Raw genomic sequence first — 15,990 nt, forward strand, 5'->3', positions numbered from 1 at the left:
GGCTCCTTGGTTTACACGCGTTCGAAGACGACAGCGATACCCTGGCCGCCGCCGATGCACATGGTGGCCAGGGCGTAGCGGCCTTCGATGCGCTGCAGTTCGTGGATCGCCTTGGTGGCGATGATCGCACCGGTAGCGCCGACCGGATGGCCCAGGGAAATGCCCGAACCGTTGGGGTTGACCTTCTCGGGGTCGAAGCCCAGCTCACCGGCCACGGCGCAGGCCTGGGCGGCGAAGGCTTCGTTGGACTCGATGACGTCCAGGTCGGCGACCGTCAGGCCGGCCTTTTCCAGCGCCTTGCGGGTGGCCGGTACCGGGCCCAGGCCCATCAGCTCGGGTTCTACACCGGCATGCGCGTAGGTCACCAGGCGGGCCAGCGGACGCAGGCCGTGACGCTTGACGTAGTCACCGGTGGCCAGCACCAGGGCGCCGGCGCCGTCGTTCAGGCCGCTGGCATTGCCGGCAGTGACGGTGCCGTCTTTCTTGAAGGCGGGCTTCATGCCGGCCAGTTGTTCGGCGGTTACCTCGCCACGCACGTGCTCGTCGATCTCAAAACGCACGGTGCCCTTGCGAGCCGGTACCTCGATCGGCACGATCTGGCTGGCGAAGCGGCCTTCGGCGATGGCGCGGGCGGCGCGTTGCTGGCTGACCAGGGCCACCTCATCCTGCATTTCGCGGGTGATGCCATTGCGCTCGGCGACGTTTTCCGCGGTGATGCCCATGTGGAAGTTGCCGAACGGATCGTGGAGGATGCCGAGCATGTAGTCGACGCCCTGGATGTTGCCCATGCGTGCACCCCAACGGGCCTGTGGCAGCAGGTAAGGACCACGGCTCATGGATTCGGCACCGGCGGCGACCACGACTTCGGCTTCACCCAACAGCAGGCTCTGGGCGGCGGAGACAATCGCCTGCAGGCCCGAACCGCACAGGCGGTTGACATTGAAGGCCGGGGTTTCCTTGGGAATGCCGGCGTTCATCGCGGCCACGCGGGCCAGGTAGGCGTCGCGGGTTTCAGTCGGGATCACGTTGCCCATCACTACGTGGCCGATGTGCTCGGGTGCAACGCCGGCGCGTTCGATGGCGGCGCGGGTCACGGTGCTGGCAAGATCCGCCAGGGGCAGGTCCTTGAGGCTGCCACCGAAAGTGCCGATGGCCGAACGGACGGCGCTGACTACGTAGATTTCCGGGGTATTCATGAAAGGCTCCAATAGGCGAAAGCATGGCGGGACAGTGGCCGGCTCTGCCAGAATGCACAGCGCGCCAGGTTCAGGTAGTCATCGAGTCTAGGCAAAGCCTGCTGCCGGGCCTATGCCAAAACTGCCCACTGTCCCTGGTATTTTTTGCCACACCCTGCGGAATCGGTAATGCGGGAACACGATACAGTCGCGGTCTACTTCGTCCATACCATGTTGCACGCCCTGCGTGACCAGCCGCAGCGGGCGCAAGCCTTGCTCAGCGAGGCCGGCATCGATGCGCGGGTGCTCGACCAGCCGGGGGCGCGGGTGCCGGCCACGGCCTTCGCCCGGCTCTGGTTGTTGCTGATCCAGGCCCTGGGCGACGAGTTCTTCAACCTCGACAGCCATGGCATGCCGCTGGGTAGCTTTGCCCTGATCTGCCGTGGCCTGATCCAGGAACCCACGTTGGAAAAGGCCCTGCGCCAGTGCCTGGGCAATTTCGCCCTGTTCCTGGGTGATCTGCGGGCCACCCTGACGGTCAAGGGTGCGCGGGCACTGATCAGCCTGCAATCGCGCATCGACGACCCGTTGACCCGGGTCTATGCCGAGGAAACCTTCCTTGCCCTGGTCATCAGCCTGTTGTGCTGGCTGGGTGGGCAGCGCATCGTCATCGACCGCATGGCGCTGGCCGATCCACGTCCGGCACAGGAGGGCGACCCCTTGCTGTGGGGGCCCAACCTGCAACTTGGGGCGGGCGTCACCGAGCTGGAGTTTGCCGCTGATTACCTGCGCCTGCCGGTGATCCAGGACCTGGCCGGCCTCAAGACCTTCCTGCGCAGTGCGCCGCAGTGGCTAGTGATCCGCTACCGCAACCAGAGCGGCCTGGGAGCGAGGGTCTACCGTTACTTGCGGGAACGTGAGCCGGACCAGTGGCCGACCCTGCATGCCATGGCCGAGTGCCAGGGGCTGGGCCCCAGCAGCTTTCGCCGACAGTTGGAACGGGAAGGTCGTGCTTACCAGCAGATCAAGGATGAAGTGCGTCGGGCGACGGCCTTCGAGTGTCTGCGCGCGACCGACATGAGCATTGCCGAGGTGGCCGAACGCACCGGGTTCCAGGAACCCAGTGCGTTCCATCGTGCCTTCAAGAAGTGGACCGGAGAGAGTCCGGGCAGCTATCGGCAGCGTATGCTCGCCTTGCGCCCGGCGTGACAATCAGTCTTCCAGGCGTGCCGCCAGTTGCTTGACCTTGGCCAGGTTTCCGCCTGCAACCTTGCATACCCCCTTGCCGTACTCGGCATCGGCCTTGTACAGGTATGAAAGTATGATGTGCTTGCTCTCGTCGTCGCTACCGGCCAGCGACTGGCCGAAACTGTTGATCAGGTCCCGGCGGTTCTTGGCGTCATAACTGCGGTAGAGCTCACCGGCCTGCTTGAAGTTCTGGGTGCGCGCGATGGCTTGCTGTTGCGTGGTGCCACTCAAGGGCAACTGGCTATAGCGTGCCGATTCGGTGGCCGGGCGCGGTTGCTTGCGGCTCGGTTCGTAATTGACGCTGCCGACCGTGCGCGACGCATTGAGCGCACCGTCCTGGTTGCCATTGTTCACCGCGACCTTGGGTCGGTTGACCGGCAGGCTCATGGCATTGGCACCGACGCGGTAGGTCTGGGTGTCGGCGTAGGAGAACAGCCGGCCTTGCAGCAAGCGATCCTCCGACGGCTCGATGCCCGGTACCAGGTTGGACGGTGCCAGGGTGACCTGTTCGGTTTCCTGGTAGAAGTTTTCGACATTGCGGTTCAGGACCATCTGGCCGATCTTGCGCTCCGCAACACCGGGCCAGATCTTGGTCGGGTCGAGCGGATCATAGTCCAGGGCGGCCATCTGCTCGGGCTTGAGCGTCTGGATGTACAGATCCCATCGCGGATGGTCCCCGCGCTTGATCGCAGCGACCAGGTCGTTGGTCATGTGACTGAAGTCCTGGCCCTGGATCCTTGCCACCTCGCCAGGGTCGAGGTTCTTCTGGCCCTGTAGCGTCTTCCAGCGAAATTTCACATAGCTGGCTTCACCCTTGGCGTTGATGAACTTGTAGGCGTGGACGCTGTTGCCGTCCATGTGCCGGTAGCTCTTGGGCGTCCCCTCGTTGGAGTACAGCAGGGTCAGGGTGCGGGTCGCCTCGGGCAGGTGCGACAGGAAGTCGAAGCGCCTGGCGTCGTTGCCGAGGTTGGTCCGGGGGTCGGGCTTGAAGGCGTGGACCATGTCCGGGAACTTGATCGCATCGCGAATGAAGAAGGTCGGGAAATTGTTGCCGACCAGGTCCCAGTTGCCATCGGCCGTGTAGAACTTGGTGGCGAATCCGCGCGGGTCACGCAAGGTTTCTGGCGAGTGGCTGCCATGCACTACGGATGAAAAGCGCACGAACACTGGCGTTTTCTGACCCGGGGTGAATACCTTGGCCATGGTCAGTTCGGAAATGTCGGCGCTGGCAATGAACTCGCCGTGCGCCCCGGTACCCCGCGCATGGACCACGCGCTCCGGTATTTTCTCGCGGTCGAACCGTTGCAGCTTCTGAATCAGGTGCACGTCCTGCAGCAGGGTCGGGCCGTTGCTGCCGGCAGTCTGGGAGTTCTGGTTGTCGCCCACCGGCGCGCCATTGTCCAGGGTCAGGGGGCTGGCGAACACGCTGCCGGCCACCAGTATTGTCGAGGCGAGAGCGCCCAGGGTAACGCGTGAACAGGTCTGGCTGTTCATCATGACTACTACCTCCATGTGCATAGGGACAAGCCCCACCGATGCTAGGAGGTTCGCAGCAGGCTACCTATAAGGGCGATACCTTGGTGGATGTAGGCTGTGGCAGCACAGGGGCGCAGAATCCGGAGCGGCTGGTGCTTGCGCAGCACCAGCCGCCAACAGCACGGCTGGTGACAGGGGGTATCAGCGCAACTGTTGCAGCAGCGCCTGCAGGTAGTCTTTCCCCGCCGGGTCCAGGGCAAACACTGGCCGACGCGGCTCACCCACCTCAAGCCCGGTCAAGGCCAGTCCGGCCTTGATGGTCGCCGGCAAGCCACCCTTGAGGATGAAGTCCAACAGCGGCAACTGGCGGTAGAACACCGCCCTGGCGGTGACCAGGTCGTTGGCCTGCACAGCGTTGTACAACGCAAGGTTGAGTGCCGGGATCAGGTTCGGCGCGGCGGTGCACCAACCGCTGGCGCCTGCCACGTAGGCCTCCAGGGCCAGCGGGTTGCAACCGTTGTAGAAGGGCACCTGGCCTTCGCCGAGCAGTTGCAGTTTGTGCATGCGCTGGATGTCGCCGGTACTCTCCTTGACCATGGTCACGTTGCCGACCTCGCGTACGATGCGCAGGATCAGCTCCACCGACATGTCGGTGCCACTGGTGGCCGGGTTGTTGTAGAGCATGATCGGCAGGTCGATGCTGGCGCCGATGGCCCGGTAGTGCTGGAGGATCTCGGCTTCGCTGAGTTTCCAGTAGGCGCTCGGCAGCACCATCACCGCGTCGGCGCCGTGGGCCTGGGCGAAGCGGGCGCGGCGGATGGCGCCGGCGGTGGTCAGGTCCGAGACGCTGACGATGGTTGGCACCCGGCCGGCAACCTGCGCCAGGCTGAACTCGGCGACCTGTTGCCATTCCAGGTCACTCAGGTAGGCGCCTTCGCCGGTGCTGCCCAGGGGCGCAATGGCGTGGACGCCGCCGGCGATCAGGCGCTCGATGGATTGACCCAGGGCCGGCAGGTCGAGCTGCTCGCCGTCAGCGCTGAACGGGGTAATGGTGTAGCCGATGTTGCCGTGAAAAGTCGTGGTCATGAAGATGCTCCGCAAGAAAGGCAAATGGGGCCGGGGATCAGTTCAGGCAGTCGGCATGCACCCGCAGGCACTGCCGCGCATAGTAGTTGAAGGCCGCGCTGTGGCGTTTGGGGCGTGAGATCCAGTCGTGGGCTTCGCGGCCCAGCGCAGGTTCGATCGGCTTGACCTCACCGGCGGCCATGGCCAGCAACTGCAGGCGGGCGGCGCGCTCGATCAACTGGGCGATGACACAGGCTTCCTCGATGCTGGCGCCGGTCGACAACTGACCGTGGTGCGAGAGCAGGATGGCGCGCTTGTCACCCAGTGCGGCGCTGATGATCTCGCCTTCTTCGTTGCCCACCGGCACGCCCGGCCAGGCCTTGAGGAAGGCGCAGTCTTCGTAGAGCGGGCACAGGTCCATGTGCGAAACCTGCAGCGGTACCTCCAGCATCGACAGGGCGGCGACGTGGGTCGGGTGGGTGTGGATGATGCAGTTCACATCCGGGCGCGCCCGGTACACCCAGCTGTGGAAGCGATTGGCCGGGTTGGGCATGCCCTGGCCTTCGAGCACGTCCAGGTCTTCGTTGACCAGTAGCAGGTTGCTGGCGGTGATTTCATCGAAACCCAGGCCCAGTTGCTGGGTGTAGAAGGTGCCAGGTTGCGGGCCGCGGGCGCTGATTTGCCCGGCCAGGCCCGAATCGTGGCCGTTGTCGAAGAGAATTCGGCAGGTCAGGGCCAGCTTTTCGCGTACAGTCCACGTATTATCGGCAAGCGAGCCTTGCATCTGTGTAAGGGCCTGCTTGACCAGCTGGTCCTTGGGCAATGCCATAGTCTTGGCCATGGGGATATCCTCGTTGGTGTTCGGACGTGTCACGGCTGGCCCGCCCCGGCTACTTGGAAGGTGGAGGGGCGGTTAGCGCGATGACACAATCAAGGCTAAATGACACAAAGTGTCATTGGCAAGTAAAATCCTGCCCGTGACACTGGGAAATTTGCGTCGCATGTCTATCCGATTGAAATTGTTAAGAAAAAAACTGGGCATTACCCTGGAAGCGCTGGCCGAAATGTCTGGCATGACCAAGAGCTACCTGTCCAAGGTCGAGCGTGGCCTGAACACGCCGTCCATTGCTGCCGCCCTGAAGCTGGCGCGGGCGTTGAATGTCAACGTCGAAGAGCTGTTCGCCGAAGACTTGCCCGGCCAGGCCCGCTACAGCCTGGTGCGCAGCGGCGAGCGTCAGGCGCTGTCGAGCAGTGCCCAGGGCCAGGGGTATGCAGTGCTGGCCAAGCACATCGGCAGCCGCAGCCTGTTGCCGTTCATCATCAGCCCGCCCGCCGACTTCAGCGACTCGACCTTCAAGGAGCACCTGGGCGAGGAGTTCCTGTTCGTCCACGAAGGGCAGGTGGAAGTCGACTTCATGAACGAGCGGGTGATTCTCGAGCGCGGTGACGCCCTGTACTTCAATGCCCAGACCCCCCACAGGCTACGCTCGCTGGGCGAGGTGCAGGCGCAGTTGCTGGTGGTGGTGCATGACGCCGAGGGCTAGTGGTGATGAGTACGCATTCGCGATTCTGGCGTGATCCGGCGTTGCCGTTCATCGAGGCGCGCAGCGTCGATGACGGGCGCAAGGTCCGCTATGCGCCGCATTCCCATGAGAGCTTTTCGATCGGGGCGATTACCGCCGGGCGCAGCACCTATGTGAGCGGCGACAGTGATCAGGAGGTGTCGGCCGGCACGGTGGTGATGATGAATCCCGGCGCAGTGCACACCTGCAATCCCATCGCCGGTGAGCCCTGGTCCTACCTGATGCTGTATGTCGACCTGAACTGGCTGCAGGCCCTGGGCTTCCAGCCACTTGCGGTGCTCAGCAGCCAGTCGCCGTCCCTGTACCGGGACTTGTGCGAGCTGCACGCCTTGTTGCTCGACGAGCAATGCGGCGCTGCCAGCAAGCACAGTGCGCTGCAGGTTTTTTTCCGCGCCCTGATCCAGCGCTTTGGTGCGGACAACCCGCATCGCCCGGTGAACAATCAACGGCTGCTGGCTGCTGCCGGTTACATCCGTGAACACTGCACCGAGCCCCTGCGCCTGGAAGACATCAGCGAGGCGGCTGGCCTGTCCGCCTCGTACCTGATCCGTGCCTTCAAGCAGCACTTCGGCCTGACGCCCCACGGCTACCTGCTCGACCAGCGCGTGCAATATGCCCGCGCCCAGTTGCGTCGCGGCCGGTTGATCGCCGAGGTGGCGCTGGAGGCCGGATTTGCCGACCAGGCCCACCTGCAGCGGGCGTTCAAGCGTCACCTGGCGGCGACGCCCGGCCATTACCGTTCAGGCCAGTAGCAGGTAGAGGGCGCTGGCTACCAGCAGGGCCGCCAGTACGCGGTTGAACAGGCGCACCCGTGCCGGGTTGTCCAGGTAGTGGCTGATCATGCTGCCAGCCCAGGCCCAACTGGCGATGGACAGGTAGCAGATAACGAAATAGATCCCGGTGAACTGCCAGAGCAGGGCGGTCTGGCCTTCGCCCACGTACGCTCCGATACCGGCGACACTGGCCAGCCAGGCCTTGGGGTTGAGCCATTGCAGGGTGGCCCCGGTGAGCATCGACGGGGGCGGCGCCTCGTTGTTACGGCCCAGTTCACCTCGGTCGCTGGCCAGTTTCCAGGCCATGTACAGCAGGAACGCCACGCCGCCGACATGCAGCACCCGGGTCATGGCCGGCCAGTGGCGCAGCAGTTCATGCAGGCCCAGGCCGATCAACAGCAACAGCAGGCTGAAGCCGACAGTGGCGCCGGTGACGTGCCTGAGGCTGGCGCGCAAGCCGTGGCGGGCGCCGCTGCCCAGGGCGATGATATTGACCGGGCCGGGGGAGATGGAGGCGGCCAGGGCAAAGGCGGCCATGGAAAGGGTCAGGCTCATGGGTGTTCGTCCTTAGGATGAGGTCGCCTGAGTCTGAAGGCCCGACACATCCAGGTATTGAAGAAAATTACCCTGCTGTGGGAGCGGCGGTGCGACGACTCGACTTGCCCCGCGATTGCGGTGTGTCGGTCAATCGCAATCGCGGGGCAAGCCCGCTCCCACAGCTATACAGAATTTGTAATAGTTTCGCGCTGTGAGGATTCCCTGCTGCAATTGTAGGATCTCCCTCCCTAATTGATCTCAGGTTGATATGACTTCGTTCTCGGAGCCCCCCAGTAGCTGGCCGTCCCGGCCTTTCTCCTGTCCTTGTGACGTCTCCCCGTTGTACCCGCAGATGAGTGACCGCCCATGGAATGGCTAGCCGACCCTACGGCCTGGCTGGGCCTAGCCACGCTGATTGTCCTGGAACTGGTACTGGGTATCGACAACCTGGTGTTCATCGCCATCCTCGCCGACAAGTTGCCGCCCCATCAGCGCGACCGTGCGCGGGTGATCGGCCTGTCGCTGGCGCTGATCATGCGCCTGGGCCTGTTGGCCAGTATTTCCTGGATGGTGACCCTCACCGCGCCCTTGTTCGAGGTGTTCGACAAGAGCTTCTCCGGCCGTGACCTGATCATGCTGTTCGGTGGTGTGTTCCTGTTGTTCAAGGCCACCATGGAGCTGCACGAACGCCTTGAGGGGCATGTGGCCCAGACCAACGGCAATGCTCGTCATGCCGCGTTCTGGCCGATCGTGGCGCAGATCGTGGTGCTCGACGCGGTGTTCTCCCTGGATGCGGTGATCACCGCCGTGGGCATGGTCGAGCAGTTGTCGGTGATGATGATCGCGGTGATCTTCTCCATCGGTATCATGATCGTCGCCAGCAAGCCGCTGACCCGCTTCGTCAACAGCCACCCGACGGTGATCATGCTGTGCCTGGGCTTCTTGATGATGATCGGTTTCAGCCTGACCGCCGAAGGCCTGGGGTTCCATATTCCCAAGGGCTACCTGTATGCGGCCATTGGCTTCTCGATCCTGATCGAGGTGTTCAACCAGTTGGCCCGGGCCCGGCGCAAGCGCAGCCTGCAACAGCACCGGCCATTGCGTGAGCGCACCGCCCATGCCGTGCTGCGCCTGCTGGGCGGGCGGCGCATCGAGGCCGATGAGGTGGGCGAGGAGATTGCCGACCTGGTCGAGGGCGGTGAAGAGCAGGTGCTGTTCGACCGCCGCGAGCGAGTGATGATCAGCGGCGTACTGAACCTGGCCGAGCGGCCGATCAAGACCTTGATGACGGTGCGGGCCAAGGTCGATGCCATCGACCTGGCCCAGCCCCCCGAGGCGATCCGCACGGCGTTGATGCATTCGTCCTACTCACGCTTGCCGCTGATTCGCAACGGTCGCATCGAGGAACCGCTGGGCTTCGTGCACAAGAAGGAACTGCTCAAGGAGCTGTTGGCCGGCAACCAGCCAGACCTGGAAAGCCTGGTGCGTGCGCCGCTGAACCTGCTGGAGAGCTTCAGCATCCTCAACGCCCTGGAGCAGATGCGCAGCCAGTCGACCCACATTGCCTTCGTGGTCAATGAATTCGGTGATTTCACCGGTGTCCTGACCATGACCGACATCCTCGAGTCCATCGCCGGTGAGTTGCCTGACGCCAGCGAGGTCGAAGGGCCGGGGATCGTCGAGGACGAGCAGGGCTTTGTCGTCAGTGGTGCCCTGAACCTCAGCCAGATCCAGGCGCGCACCGGTTTTGCCGCCAGACCGACCGAGGATTACCAGACCCTTGCGGGCCTGGTGATGAGCCTGCTCGACCGCTTGCCGGTGGTCGGCGACAGCCTGCACTGGAACGGCTGGCAGATGACCGTGGTTGCCGTGGAGGAACGTCGGGTCCGAGAGGTGCGCCTTACACCGGGCGCCGCTGTTGACGCAGCAGGTGCTTGACGCCTTCGAGGATCAGCACCAGCACGGCCGCCCAGATGGGCAGGTAGGTCAGCCACTGGTCGGGACCGATGGTCTCGCCCAGTAGCAGGGCCACGCCGACCAGCAGCACCGGTTCGACATAGCTGAGCAGGCCGAACAGGCTGAACGCCAGCAGGCGGCTGGCCAGCACGTAGCAGATCAGCGCCAGGGCACTGATCGCCCCCAAGAGCGGAATCAGGCCATACAGGGCCGGGTGCTCGGCCAGGTCCCGGGCGCTCATCGGCCCCTGGATGACAAAGTACGACGCCGCCGGCAACAGCAGGCACATGTCGGCCCAGAGGCCACCCAGGTGATCGGTGCGGCACTTGCGCCGGAGGATGAAGTACAGCGGGTAGCCGATGGCCACCAGCAGGGTTTCCCAGGCGAAACTACCGTGCTGGTACAGCTCATGACCGACCCCGGTGGCGGCGCAGGCCACAGCGACCTTCTGCAGGCGCGACAGGCGCTCGCCATAGACCAGGCGTCCGGTCAGGACCATGGTCAGCGGCAGCAGGAAATAGCCCAGCGACACTTCCAGGCTGCGCCCGTGCAGCGGCGCCCAGAGAAACAGCCAGAGCTGCACGCCCATCAGCGACGAGGTGCCGATCTGCCCCAGCAGCAGGATCGGGTTCTGGCGCATGCGGGCCAGCAGGCCGGTGACCAGTGGCCAGTCCTTGCTCAGCAGCATGAACAAAGTCAGGCAGGGCAGGGTCAGCAAGGTGCGCCAGCCAAACACCTCTTCGCCGTCCAGCGGGGACAGCAGGGACGTATAGAAATACATCACGGCGAACAGGCAGGATGCCATCACCGATGAAACAATACCTTTGGACACGAGGGCCTCGGTGGTGAATTAGGGGGAACCATTGTGCTTGTGGGGCCTGTGGGAGCGGGCTTGCCCCGCGATTCAGTCACATCGCGTCGCGGGTCAAGCCCGCTCCCACAGCGGTGACCAGTACCTGTGTTTCCAGGGCCTGGATGAAGTCGTGCGCCGACATTGGCCGGGCGAACAGGTAGCCTTGCTGGAAGTCGACGTTGTGCCGGGCCAGGTAGTCACGTTGTGTCCTATTTTCCACGCCTTCGGCGACAATCCCCAACCCCAGCTTGCTGGAAAGCTCGATGATGCTGTCGAGGATATGCAGCGACAGTGCATCGACGCCGATCATGGCCACGAAGCTCTGGTCGATCTTCAGGTAATCGACCTGGAACTGGCGCAGGTAGGCCAGGCTCGATTGGCCGGTGCCGAAGTCGTCCAGGGCAATCAGCACGCCCAGCTCATGCAGTTTGCCGAACAAGGCCTGGGTGACATCGCTGGGGGTAATCAGCTTGCGTTCGGTCAGCTCCAGGGTCAGCAGCACCCGGCCCTTGGGAAAGGCCGCGAGGAATGCCTGGCAATCCTCGAACAGGACCATGTCCTGGCAGTGATCGGCGGTGATATTGATGCTGATGTGAAAACCGTCTTCCAGGGCATCGGCATGTGGCGCCAGCAGTTCGGCCGTGCGCTGCATCAATTGGCGGGTCATGGGCACGATCTGGCCGCTGTGTTCGGCATAGGGGATGAACAGGTCGGGACGTACCAGGCCTTCGCGTGGATGCTGCCAGCGCATCAGCACCTCGACACCGGCCCAGCGGTAGTCGCCGCCGCGCACCACCGGCTGGAAATAGGGCACGAACTCGTTGGCCTCCATGGCCCGCTGCAACTCGGCCCGCGTCGAGCCGGCCCGCTGCAGTTGCCAGTAACAGGCCATGGCCGCGATGACGCCGATCATCACCAGCAGGCCGAACAAGGCCGGGTATTCGCTGCGCATCACCTGGCCGACCGCACCCTGTGCAAAGCCGCCCTGGATAACGAACGGGTAGCGCGCCGACGCGAGGCTGACCGGCGCCACCTCCGCCGGCCGCACCGGCCCCTGGCGGACCAGGCCGTCGCGGTTCATCCAGTTCTGTCCGACCCGCAACACCAGGCGGTTACCTGCGCCTATCGTCTGCAGGGCGATGATCAGGTGTTCGCCATCGACCGTGCTGATGGCGCCACGGTCACCCTCGCTGGCCCGGTACACCAGCAACGGATGCCCGGGGGTGACCGAGTTGCCATTCATCAGCCAGAGCGTGCCCTGGGTATAGTCGTTGGCATCGACAGGCTCGCTGTAGGGGCCGAACAACGAACTGCAATACAGTTCGCCGCGGTACTCGAGGTTGGTGGAGCGTACGAAGGCACGCCGGGTGACCTGGTCGCGCAGCGCCAGTTTCTCCGCGGCGCAAGGCTGGCCGGCCAGCGGCAGCAGTTCCCTGGCGGCGGCGGAGATGTTATCGAGGATGCGCTCGACCTGACTGACTGCCTGGCGCGCATTTTCCACGCTGCGGCTCTGCAGTTCCCGCTCGGCCTGCCAGTACATGATCGCCATGCCGCCGACGATGGGCACCACGCCCACCAGCCAGGGCAGCAAGGTGCGCCAGAGGCGTCGAGGGCGACGGCGTTGTACCGAAAGGGGCATGGCGACTAACCTGAAAAGAGCAACCTGTGCAGAGGATAGCCGCTCGTCGGTGCTGTGCCGGAACTTAAAGTGCGACAAATTGGATTACGCACTGTAGAATCACCTTACGCATACAATAATAAGGTTCCTCGCGTCTGAGGAATCAACCCGCCGAGAATGGGTCCATATGAAGTGTCATGGGTTCAAGCTGATCTATGGTGACTACCTCGCACGCAGTGTGAGGGGCATCTCCTGCGCGCCGCCATCTTCGCTCGACATCGATAGCAAGTGATCACCGTAATTAGCGCTTTGATGATGAGGTAAAGAACATGGCTGACATTTTTGAAAACCCGATGGGCCTGATGGGCTTCGAGTTTATCGAGTTCGCATCGCCGACCCCTGGCACCCTTGAGCCGATCTTCCAGATCATGGGCTTCACCAAGGTGGCGACCCACCGTTCCAAGGACGTGCACCTGTATCGCCAGGGCGGCATCAACCTGATCCTGAACAACGAGCCGAAAAGCATCGCCTCGTACTTCGCCGCCGAACATGGTCCTTCGGTCTGTGGCATGGCCTTCCGCGTGCGTAATGCCCATGAAGCCTACGCCCGTGCCCTGGAACTGGGTGCCCAGCCGGTCGAGATCGAAACCGGCCCGATGGAGCTGCGCCTGCCGGCGATCAAGGGCATCGGTGGTGCGCCGCTGTACCTGATCGACCGCTTCGAAGAGGGCAGCTCGATCTATGACATCGACTTCAACTTCATCGAAGGCGTCGACCGCAACCCGGTCGGTGCGGGCCTGAAGATCATCGACCACCTGACCCACAACGTCTACCGCGGCCGCATGGCCTACTGGGCGGCGTTCTACGAGCGGCTGTTCAACTTCCGCGAGATCCGCTACTTCGACATCAAGGGCGAGTACACCGGCCTGACCTCCAAGGCCATGACCGCGCCGGATGGCATGATCCGCATCCCGCTGAACGAAGAATCGTCCAAGGGTGCCGGGCAGATCGAAGAGTTCCTGATGCAGTTCAACGGCGAGGGCATCCAGCATGTGGCCTTCCTCACCGACGACCTGCTCAAGAGCTGGGATGCCCTGAAAAAGCTGGGCATGCGCTTCATGACCGCACCGCCCGAGACCTACTACGAAATGCTCGAAGGTCGCCTGCCGGGCCATGGCGAGCCGGTTGGCGAGCTGCAAGCCCGCGGCATCCTGCTGGACGGCTCCTCGCAGCCAGAGGACAAGCGCCTGCTGCTGCAGATTTTCTCCGAGACCCTGATGGGCCCGGTATTCTTCGAGTTCATCCAGCGCAAGGGCGATGATGGCTTCGGTGAAGGCAACTTCAAGGCACTGTTCGAATCCATCGAGCGTGACCAGGTACGTCGTGGCGTGTTGAACGTCGAGTAACGCTACCGAGTGATGGCAAGGCCATCGGGAGTGATCCCGATGGCCTTTTTTTATGCGCAGCTATGGTGACCTGCGGTTTCTCCTGTACAGCCCCCAGTACGCCACGGTTGCGGTCAGGATGCCCACCAGCAGCAGGGAGGGCAGGGTTGCCAGGGCGGCCTGGCGGATCATCAGCCAGGTATGACCATCGGGATAGCCGGCGTGCACCGTATAGCCGAACAACTCCGATGTCAGGCGCATTTTGTCTTCTTCATGGTTGGGCACCCGGGCGGACTCGCCGTTGCCTGTCGACCAGACATACTGCTGGCCGAACTGCAGGCTCAGGACCACGGTATTCTGAAACCCCAGCAGTTCATTTTGCAGCACATTGATGTCGGCCACGGCCAATACGCCGTAGGGGTAGTCCTGCAAGCGGTAGAGCAGGACGGCGGCATCCGGGGTGGCGTCGTTGCCCGGGTCGACGCGCAGGCGTTGATTGAGGAACGTCCCCGGGTCGATCAAGCGGTCAAAGGTGCCGTACAGCGTGCTGCAGAAGGCCCGGTTGCCCTTGACCAGTACCAGGCTGCGCACGCTCGGTTGCATGACCACTTGCCGGCGCAAGTCGGCCAGTGCCGTGTCGCAGGATCGGGCGGCCAGGCTCAGCGCCACGCTGCTGGACTGGTGCAGGGTGTCGAGCACCCGGTCGATGGCGTAGATGGCTTCTCGGGCCGTCACTTCGATGGTTTCTTCCTGCTTGCGTTCGACCTGTAGCGACAGGACGACCAAGCCACAGGCAACCGGTGCGAGTCCGATGAGCAGGGTGACCAGGAACTCGACCAGGCTGCGCCCTGCGTGGGAGGATGGGGCCATAAGGGAATCGCCTCTATGATGAGTCAGTGACCCAGCATAAAGTTGCGTACCTTGTTACGCCTGTAGGCCCCTTTATCAGCGTTTGTAGTACTCGTCAGCACAAGGATTCAAGTGCGTCGGGCGCCCTCCAGGGCCTTGATCACCAGGTCGGCCACTGCGCCACTGGAAGCCGGATTCTGGCCCGTGATCAGCCGTCCCTCCTTCTGGTCGGCAATGGCAAAGGTTTCCCAGGGCTCTGTCGCCTGGTACAGCCCGCCACGGGCACCCAGTTCGGTTTCGGTGAGGTACGGCACCACCTTGTCCAGTTCGGCCAGGTGTTCTTCGGTGTTGGAAAAACCGGTGACCTCGCGGTCCTTGACCAGCAGGGAATTGTCGCTGAGCTTGATGTTCAGCAGGCCGACGGCGCCATGGCAGACCGAGGCCACCACACCGCCGGCTTCGAAGATCTTGCGCGCCAGCTCCTGCAGGCCGGCGTTGTCCGGAAAGTCCCAGATCACTCCGTGCCCGCCGGTATAGTAGATGGCACTGTAGTCCTGGGCCTTGACCTGGCCAGGATTCAAGGTGGTGCCCAGGCGATTCATGAAGGCCTTGTCGTTGTACCAAGCCCAATCGAGGTCCTGGGCCATGCTCAGGCTATGGGGGTCGATGGGCACATAGCCGCCATTGGGGCTGACGTAATCGACCTTGTAGCCAGCCTTTTCGATTTTCTCGACGAAGTGCACCGCCTCACCCAGCCAGAGCCCGGTCGCGCGCTTGAGCGTCGGGTATTTGGCCGTATTGGTCAGGACCACCAGAATCTTCTTGCTCATCACCAGGCTCCCTTCACTGGCTCGGACCCGGGGTGCCCGGATCGCCGAGGAAAACTAATACAGCATAGTAGCGGCTGGCGCAGGCGCCATACCTTGCTGGCTATGTGCTAGCCTTTCTGGACTTACGCCAGACACCGGAGTTCATTCGATGACCAGCCCTACCATGCCAGTGGACGAATTCATGCAGGCCGCCATCGACGAAGCCCGCAAGGGCCTGGAAGAGGGCGGCATCCCGATCGGCTCGGTGCTCGTCCACCAGGGCAGGATCATCGGTCGTGGGCACAATCGTCGGGTGCAGCAGGGCAGCGCCATCCTCCATGGCGAGATGGACGCCCTTGAGAATGCCGGTCGCCAGAGCGCCTCGGTGTATGCGGCCTCGACCCTGTACACCACCTTGTCGCCTTGCGCGATGTGCAGCGGAGCGATCCTCTTGTACGGGATCAAGCGCGTGATTGTCGGTGAGAACCAGACCTTCATGGGCGAAGAGGAACTGTTGCGCTCCCGCGGCGTGGCCCTGGATGTCCAGCATAATGAGGCCTGTATCACACTGATGAAGAATTTCATCGCGGCCAGGCCTGAACTCTGGAACGAAGACATCGGCCGCCAGGTCTGACGTGCAGCTCCCGAACTCACCGAGTCAGG

General features: G+C 63.3%; 15 protein-coding genes. 6 read left to right on the top strand and 9 right to left on the bottom strand.

Going from position 1 to position 15,990, the window contains the following annotated elements; translation table 11 throughout:
- Window positions 1-11: 11 nt before the first annotated feature.
- Window positions 12-1,196 carry an acetyl-CoA C-acyltransferase family protein gene (locus M2D63_RS15925; RefSeq protein ID WP_285863904.1) on the bottom strand — a complete coding sequence of 395 codons (1,185 nt, stop codon included), beginning with the start codon at window positions 1,194-1,196 and terminating at the stop codon, window positions 12-14.
- Window positions 1,197-1,364: 168 nt separating this feature from the next.
- Between M2D63_RS15925 and M2D63_RS15930 the strand changes: the two genes are divergently transcribed.
- Entirely contained in the window at window positions 1,365-2,384 is a 1,020-nt protein-coding gene (locus M2D63_RS15930) for an AraC family transcriptional regulator (protein ID WP_285863905.1), read from the top strand.
- 3 nt (window positions 2,385-2,387) lie between these two features.
- On the opposite strand, the gene M2D63_RS15935 is transcribed toward M2D63_RS15930, so the two are convergent.
- From M2D63_RS15935 to M2D63_RS15945, 3 genes are all read right to left on the bottom strand, one after another.
- The gene (locus M2D63_RS15935) at window positions 2,388-3,917 is read right to left on the bottom strand and encodes a catalase (protein ID WP_405310296.1); all 1,530 of its coding nucleotides are present in this window, start codon (window positions 3,915-3,917) and stop codon (window positions 2,388-2,390) included.
- A gap of 183 nt (window positions 3,918-4,100) precedes the next feature.
- Window positions 4,101-4,985: a dihydrodipicolinate synthase family protein gene (locus M2D63_RS15940; protein ID WP_285863907.1), complete on the bottom strand. Its 885-nt coding sequence runs from the start codon at window positions 4,983-4,985 to the stop codon at window positions 4,101-4,103.
- Window positions 4,986-5,022: 37 nt separating this feature from the next.
- Window positions 5,023-5,805: an aldolase gene (locus tag M2D63_RS15945; protein WP_285863908.1), complete on the bottom strand. Its 783-nt coding sequence runs from the start codon at window positions 5,803-5,805 to the stop codon at window positions 5,023-5,025.
- A 160-nt stretch (window positions 5,806-5,965) separates the two neighbouring features.
- On the opposite strand from M2D63_RS15945, the gene M2D63_RS15950 reads away from it, so the two are divergent.
- Complete coding sequence (locus M2D63_RS15950) at window positions 5,966-6,508, top strand: helix-turn-helix domain-containing protein (RefSeq protein ID WP_285863909.1); 543 nt, start codon at window positions 5,966-5,968, stop codon at window positions 6,506-6,508.
- A 5-nt stretch (window positions 6,509-6,513) separates the two neighbouring features.
- Complete coding sequence (locus M2D63_RS15955; RefSeq protein WP_285863910.1) at window positions 6,514-7,299, top strand: AraC family transcriptional regulator; 786 nt, start codon at window positions 6,514-6,516, stop codon at window positions 7,297-7,299.
- On the opposite strand, the gene M2D63_RS15960 is transcribed toward M2D63_RS15955, so the two are convergent.
- The gene (locus M2D63_RS15960; RefSeq protein WP_285863911.1) at window positions 7,288-7,875 is read right to left on the bottom strand and encodes a LysE family translocator; all 588 of its coding nucleotides are present in this window, start codon (window positions 7,873-7,875) and stop codon (window positions 7,288-7,290) included. The genes M2D63_RS15955 and M2D63_RS15960 overlap by 12 nt on opposite strands.
- Window positions 7,876-8,223: 348 nt before the next feature.
- Between M2D63_RS15960 and M2D63_RS15965 the strand changes: the two genes are divergently transcribed.
- The gene (locus tag M2D63_RS15965; RefSeq protein WP_285863912.1) at window positions 8,224-9,795 is read left to right on the top strand and encodes a TerC family protein; all 1,572 of its coding nucleotides are present in this window, start codon (window positions 8,224-8,226) and stop codon (window positions 9,793-9,795) included.
- Here the strand turns inward: M2D63_RS15965 and rarD are convergent.
- Window positions 9,758-10,645 carry an EamA family transporter RarD gene (rarD, locus tag M2D63_RS15970; RefSeq protein WP_285863913.1) on the bottom strand — a complete coding sequence of 296 codons (888 nt, stop codon included), beginning with the start codon at window positions 10,643-10,645 and terminating at the stop codon, window positions 9,758-9,760. The genes M2D63_RS15965 and rarD overlap by 38 nt on opposite strands.
- Before the next feature lie 76 nt (window positions 10,646-10,721).
- On the bottom strand, window positions 10,722-12,305 hold the full coding sequence (locus tag M2D63_RS15975; RefSeq protein ID WP_285863914.1) for an EAL domain-containing protein: 1,584 nt from the start codon (window positions 12,303-12,305) through the stop codon (window positions 10,722-10,724).
- A 308-nt stretch (window positions 12,306-12,613) separates the two neighbouring features.
- On the opposite strand from M2D63_RS15975, the gene hppD reads away from it, so the two are divergent.
- Complete coding sequence (gene hppD, locus M2D63_RS15980; RefSeq protein ID WP_285863915.1) at window positions 12,614-13,690, top strand: 4-hydroxyphenylpyruvate dioxygenase; 1,077 nt, start codon at window positions 12,614-12,616, stop codon at window positions 13,688-13,690.
- A 60-nt stretch (window positions 13,691-13,750) separates the two neighbouring features.
- On the opposite strand, the gene M2D63_RS15985 is transcribed toward hppD, so the two are convergent.
- Both M2D63_RS15985 and M2D63_RS15990 read right to left on the bottom strand, forming a co-directional pair.
- Window positions 13,751-14,539, bottom strand: coding sequence for a CSS-motif domain-containing protein (locus M2D63_RS15985; protein WP_285863916.1), 789 nt, complete (start codon window positions 14,537-14,539; stop codon window positions 13,751-13,753).
- 107 nt (window positions 14,540-14,646) lie between these two features.
- Entirely contained in the window at window positions 14,647-15,348 is a 702-nt protein-coding gene (locus M2D63_RS15990; protein WP_285863917.1) for a type 1 glutamine amidotransferase domain-containing protein, read from the bottom strand.
- A gap of 169 nt (window positions 15,349-15,517) precedes the next feature.
- On the opposite strand from M2D63_RS15990, the gene M2D63_RS15995 reads away from it, so the two are divergent.
- On the top strand, window positions 15,518-15,961 hold the full coding sequence (locus M2D63_RS15995; RefSeq protein ID WP_285863936.1) for a nucleoside deaminase: 444 nt from the start codon (window positions 15,518-15,520) through the stop codon (window positions 15,959-15,961).
- Window positions 15,962-15,990: the final 29 nt, after the last annotated feature.

The organism is Pseudomonas sp. BJa5 (assembly GCF_030272875.2).
In the GTDB taxonomy this organism is placed as follows: domain Bacteria; phylum Pseudomonadota; class Gammaproteobacteria; order Pseudomonadales; family Pseudomonadaceae; genus Aquipseudomonas.

Coding starts and splice junctions, on each gene's coding strand:
- M2D63_RS15925 (WP_285863904.1), bottom strand. CDS start 1,196: ATGAATACCCCGGAAATCTACGTAGTCAGCGCCGTCCGTTCGGCCATC.
- M2D63_RS15930 (WP_285863905.1), top strand. CDS start 1,365: ATGCGGGAACACGATACAGTCGCGGTCTACTTCGTCCATACCATGTTG.
- M2D63_RS15935 (WP_405310296.1), bottom strand. CDS start 3,917: ATGAACAGCCAGACCTGTTCACGCGTTACCCTGGGCGCTCTCGCCTCG.
- M2D63_RS15940 (WP_285863907.1), bottom strand. CDS start 4,985: ATGACCACGACTTTTCACGGCAACATCGGCTACACCATTACCCCGTTC.
- M2D63_RS15945 (WP_285863908.1), bottom strand. CDS start 5,805: ATGGCCAAGACTATGGCATTGCCCAAGGACCAGCTGGTCAAGCAGGCC.
- M2D63_RS15950 (WP_285863909.1), top strand. CDS start 5,966: ATGTCTATCCGATTGAAATTGTTAAGAAAAAAACTGGGCATTACCCTG.
- M2D63_RS15955 (WP_285863910.1), top strand. CDS start 6,514: ATGAGTACGCATTCGCGATTCTGGCGTGATCCGGCGTTGCCGTTCATC.
- M2D63_RS15960 (WP_285863911.1), bottom strand. CDS start 7,875: ATGAGCCTGACCCTTTCCATGGCCGCCTTTGCCCTGGCCGCCTCCATC.
- M2D63_RS15965 (WP_285863912.1), top strand. CDS start 8,224: ATGGAATGGCTAGCCGACCCTACGGCCTGGCTGGGCCTAGCCACGCTG.
- M2D63_RS15975 (WP_285863914.1), bottom strand. CDS start 12,305: ATGCCCCTTTCGGTACAACGCCGTCGCCCTCGACGCCTCTGGCGCACC.
- hppD (WP_285863915.1), top strand. CDS start 12,614: ATGGCTGACATTTTTGAAAACCCGATGGGCCTGATGGGCTTCGAGTTT.
- M2D63_RS15985 (WP_285863916.1), bottom strand. CDS start 14,539: ATGGCCCCATCCTCCCACGCAGGGCGCAGCCTGGTCGAGTTCCTGGTC.
- M2D63_RS15990 (WP_285863917.1), bottom strand. CDS start 15,348: ATGAGCAAGAAGATTCTGGTGGTCCTGACCAATACGGCCAAATACCCG.